This window comes from Indibacter alkaliphilus LW1 (assembly GCF_000295935.2).
Taxonomy (GTDB): Bacteria; Bacteroidota; Bacteroidia; order Cytophagales; family Cyclobacteriaceae; genus Indibacter; species Indibacter alkaliphilus.
On record NZ_ALWO02000013.1, the window covers coordinates 1 to 5,273 of the forward strand.

3 protein-coding genes are annotated in these 5,273 nt (G+C 37.6%); all 3 read left to right on the forward strand.

Annotated elements, in window-relative coordinates:
* Positions 1–1,302: DUF4221 family protein (locus tag A33Q_RS02705; protein WP_040489745.1), on the forward strand; the 1,302-nt coding region annotated here is incomplete at its 5' end.
* Between the two features lie 932 nt (positions 1,303–2,234).
* Complete coding sequence (locus A33Q_RS02715; RefSeq protein WP_040489748.1) at positions 2,235–3,449, forward strand: porin; 1,215 nt, start codon at positions 2,235–2,237, stop codon at positions 3,447–3,449.
* A gap of 646 nt (positions 3,450–4,095) precedes the next feature.
* Positions 4,096–5,064, forward strand: coding sequence for a porphobilinogen synthase (hemB, locus tag A33Q_RS02720; protein ID WP_016254542.1), 969 nt, complete (start codon positions 4,096–4,098; stop codon positions 5,062–5,064).
* Positions 5,065–5,273 lie beyond the last annotated feature (209 nt).

Consider the following 5,273-nt stretch of genomic DNA (forward strand, 5'->3'; position numbering starts at 1 on the left):
AAATCGAACCGTATTATCCAGGTAGTGGAGATGATTGTATTCTCATTATTTGTAGTTATGAATAATTTAAGTGGGGAGATGAAAAGATTAAACTATTCATCTCTCCGATTTATTTTAATTGTATTCCTGATGGATAATCAAAAAATCATTTTTTCGATTTTGCTGATTATGTTTTCTTTTCTGCTTGCTTGCAATAGTTTATCCGAGGACTTTGAAAACGAAACAGAAGGTTTTATGGAGAGGGTTGAGGAAGTAACCTTTGCTTTAGATGAGTTTTCAACATTTGAGTTTTATAATGCAAAATTTGTTTTGATTGATGATAAGGAATTTTTGGCCAACCTGAATTACATTAACTTTTCTCTGGATTTTTATGATGTAGAACAGGGTAAGTTATTCCATAGGATCAAGATTGGAAGAGGAGGCCCCGAGGGAGTAGATGATATTCAAGGGTTTTGGTTTCAAAATCAGGACTCAATTTTTATTTTCCCCCGGTTTAAATTACATGGTAGTACAATAGTTAATTGGGATGGTAATTTTGTAGATAAATTAAATCCTCCAAGAATTCCGGATATCCCTGGGGGAATTCTCTTGAACCACCTTTCCACTTCATCGACTCCTACTTTTGTTTTGGATCAAAAAATTTATTTTATGAGGTATCCCATAGATAATAGATTTTTAGGTGAAGACAGTTTTGAGAGCTTTGGATCCTTGGATTTGAAAAAAAATCTTTTTGAGTTTTATGAATTTGAATATCCAAGTTTGTTTTATGGTAAGAAGCATATTATGGAGTATTACACATTTTCAGGTGATTTCATGAACGACAGCACTTTTCTGCTGTCATGGACCATATCGGATTCGGTGGATGTTTATAGTGTAAATGAGTCAGGTGTTTCTAAAATAAAGAGTTTTTATGCTTCTATTCCGGAATTTCAAGCGCCAAATTCTAATTCATTATTTATCACTCCGGAAATGGAAAAACAAATAAAATTTGAGTCTTTCTCCTATGGGCCTATAAAATTTGACCCCTTCAGAAACCAGATTCACAGTTTATTGTACCTTCCTACACAATATGAGCCCGGTAGACATAGAAAGGAAAACCCTTATTTAGTTGCTGATTTTTTAATATTGACCTATGATGATAAATTCAATCATTTAGGTACCACCCATTTTAAAGGAGGAATTTATGATCCAAGGGTGTTTTTGGTAGGTAAGAAAGGTTTGTTTTTCCCGCGGATAGGGCAAAGAAATCAGGATTTAAAAGAAGATGAGATTATATTCCATGTTTTTTCAGGAACAAACTAAGTATGCGGGCTTTTGGGTTTTCACTATATTATTATTCATAGTGATGCAAATGTGTTTTTCATGCAAAAACCCGGAAACGACCAGATTTCTGAAAAATAGGATTGATGGATTAAAAAAGTCTTATCAAATAAATGCAAATCATTCTCTATTGATCATTGATATTGACGGTTGTAGTACTTGTGTAAATGATCTTTATAACCTGTTAGAAGAGTTGAAACATCAGGAAAACCTATCAATGGTAATCTTCTCAAACTCTATTAAAAAGTTCAGGGTATATGTGCAGGATGATTGTGAAAGGTGTTATGTTGATTCGTTAGGGAAAATATTTGAATATAACTTATTGCAAGGTCCCTCCATTCTATACCAAAAAAATAATGAAATCTATGATTCCATTCCTTACCCAAATTTCAAAGAAATTATTTAGAAAGTCTTGTTGCTTTTTTTTGATCTCCGTGATTTTTTGGAATTGTGGGGGGAATAAAATTGAAGAAAATGATAGACCATTAAATGACAGTACTACGATCAAAAAAGTGATGGACAGGTTTGATTTAAATGTCCAGTATTATGATGATAAATTTTGATTGAAGGAAAAAAACAGTGGCTTTCAACTTTTGTTCAACTTTTTTTAGATCATAGAATGAACTTCTATAAAAAATCAATGCTCAGAATATTGGTTTTCAAGTAACAATTTTTTAAGCTTTTTTTAACATTGAGAATCGCTTAACATTTGCTTAACACTTGCATACAAGGCAATTCCCCTGTTTTTGTAATGAATATGGAGTTTTTTGCCAATGAACAGCCTTATCGGCTGTCTAAAAGTGATTTTTTGATTAACAAATTGATAACATCACCATCATCATAAAGAAATATTGCAGTCGCACCTTTGTATTGCTGTACAATAAGTATTCAATTACTTAAAACCCTTTCTTGAGATGCGAAAAATATTCGCGGGGACAATGATCTTCATGGTCATGATCTTAAACAACGTTTTTGCAAGGGACGTTGAAAAAGATTCCCTAGACAACGCTGCGCAAAGCAGTAGCCAGTTAAAAAAACAATGGTACGAAACCATTCAGCTTCGTGGCTATGCCCAGATACGGTATAACGGACTGTTTGAAACCAACCCCAATCTTCAATGTGCTCAGTGTGACCGTTCCTGGGGAGGGGATGCTGGAGGTTTCTTTTTCCGAAGGATCAGGATGATCTTTTCAGGCCAGATCCATGAAAGGATTTTCATGTATATCCAACCTGATTTGGCTTCCGGGGGAAATAACTTTGCGCAAATCAGGGATGCTTATTTTGACCTAGGTTTGGATGCCAAGCAGGAATTCAGGTTGAGGATTGGTCAATCTAAAGTGCCTTTCGGGTTTGAAAACCTTCAGTCCAGTCAAAACAGACTTCCTTTAGATCGTAATGATGGCTTGAACTCGGCTGTACTGAACGAGCGTGATCTTGGTGTTTTCTTTTACTATGCTCCAGCCGAAATCAGACAAAGGTTCAATTATCTTGTAGCATCAGGGCTTAAAGGGTCTGGAGATTACGGGGTGTTTGGTCTGGGCTTATATAATGGTCAGACGGCAAATCTTCCGGAGCAAAATAAAAACTTTCATGTAGTAAGCAGGGCATCTTACCCTTGGGAGTTGCCTTCAGGGCAGTTTATAGAGACTTCATTCCAGGCATATACGGGCAAGTTTGTCATTAACAGAAACCCTCAAACAGATTTTGACCAGACAGAATTTGAAGAGTATAGATATGGTCCTTCGGTAGTGCTCTATCCGCAGCCTTTTGGGATACAAGCAGAGTTTAACTGGGGTAGAGGGCCAGAGTATGATCCTGAAACAAATAGTGTTAAAGATGCACCCTTGAGAGGAGGGTATGTGCTGGCCAATTATTTTGTAAGAACAGGGAAAGATATTTTTATTCCTTTCACCAGATATCATTACTATAAAGGTGGTAAAAAATTCGAGTTGGACGCTACCAGGCATAGGGTCAACGAGCTTGAAATTGGAGTAGAATGGCAGCCACATAAAGCTTTTGAATTGGTGGCCATGTATACCATCTCAGACAGAACGTTCGAAAATTCACTTAATCCGGATAATCGGCAAAAAGGTAGCCTATTGAGATTGCAGGCGCAGGTGAATTTCTAAAAGCATAAAGTTTAGTCTAATACAATGTCAAAAGCAGGCTTGAGTAGGGCCTGTTTTTTTTTGTGGGATGGAAGGAGCATTGATTTAAGAGACAAGAAACAAGAGAAAAGAGCAAAGACAGAGGTGAGATACGAGAGGTTGAAAAGGGATGAAGGATGAGGGAGGAAGGATGACACGGAGATGCGAGAAACGAGAGGGTGAAATGGTAGGTGTAAGGTTGAGGAGAAGTTCGGGTGAAGGATGAAGTTTTTCAAGCCATGAGTGAGTCGGCCTATCCGTTGTCTTGCCTCAGGGAGGCGAAGTAACGGTAGCCATGGGAAAGGCGCAACCATAAGCTTTCACATATTCAAACCTTATTGTGCCGCAACCCATGGGAGAAAAGATGAGGTGAAATCCCAGAGGGATTTCCTGTTGGTAGCCATATGTCACAAAAATGGGTTTTTCAAGCCTGTAGGGCTTGCCTGTTGTTTAGAAAAAACATCCATTAAAATTGAATTTCGAAATGTTGTATTCAGTTGCGGTTGGATTACCGAAATAATGAAGTGTATTTGGGGATACAAAATCGAAAATCGTTCAACAAAACCTAGTTTTCTAATTTTTTCTATTGGGCTTAGGCCTTACCTTTGGATTTGTAAACATTTTAATTATGCTAAGAAGACCAAGAAGAAACAGAAAATCGCAGGCCATCCGAAATATGGTAGAGGAAACCAGACTTACTGTTAAGGATTTTATCTTTCCCATGTTTTTGATTGACGGAATCAATCAAAAAGTTGAGGTAGCATCTATGCCAGGGATTTATCGGTATTCTTTGGATTTGATGTTGAAAGAAATAGAATCCTGTGTTAATCTTGGGATTATGGCATTCGATATTTTCCCAGCCTATCCAGAATCCAAGAAAGATAAATTTGCTACAGAAAGTTACAACCCTGAGACTTTTTACCTTCAAGCTATACATAAAATCAAGACCACCTTTCCTGAAGTAGTGGTCATGACAGATGTGGCCATGGATCCATACAGTTCGGATGGTCATGATGGTCTTGTTGAGAATGGAAAGATTTTGAATGATCAAACTTTAGAAATCCTTGGAAGAATGTCTTTAGCTCAAGCTCAGGCAGGAGCGGATATTCTCGGCCCCTCTGACATGATGGATGGAAGAGTTGGCTTTATCCGAAACGTCTTGGATGAGAATGGATTTACAGATGTTTCGATCATGTCTTATACGGCCAAATATGCATCTGCTTTTTATGGTCCATTTAGAGATGCATTGGACTCTGCTCCAAAATCCGGAGACAAAAAAACCTATCAGATGGATCCTGCGAATTATTACGAGGCATTGATCGAGGCAGACTTGGATACAGAAGAAGGCGCAGATTTTCTTATGGTAAAACCTGCTTTGGCTTATCTTGACGTGATCCGATTGCTCAAGGACAACTCGAATCTTCCTATAGCGGCTTACAATGTCAGTGGTGAATATGCCATGATCAAATCATCTGCCCAAAGGGGATGGCTGGATGGGGAACGGGCCATGCTGGAATCTTTATTGAGTATCAAGCGGGCAGGAGCCAATGTTATTTTGAGTTATTTTGCTAAGGAGTTTGCACTGCTTGAGAAATAAAAGTGGAGGGAGTTTTTCTTCCTTTAAATTTTTTCATCAATGAAGCAGGATTGTATTTGTCTATAAACCATCCTGATAACCCTGAAAACGAAGAAGAGTATTTGAGTTTTCAACTTTTGAAACTTAAAGAAAAATGATTTTAGTTTTATAAAAGGGAGTGTTAGCTAAACTCTGTCCTTCCCTTCCCCAGGGGTACCCCTGGGGAAGGG

What these genes read in the sequence shown, in the direction of transcription:
- A33Q_RS02715 (WP_040489748.1), top strand. Translation starts at nt 2,235, where the DNA reads ATGCGAAAAATATTCGCGGGGACAATGATCTTCATGGTCATGATCTTA.
- hemB (WP_016254542.1), top strand. Translation starts at nt 4,096, where the DNA reads ATGCTAAGAAGACCAAGAAGAAACAGAAAATCGCAGGCCATCCGAAAT.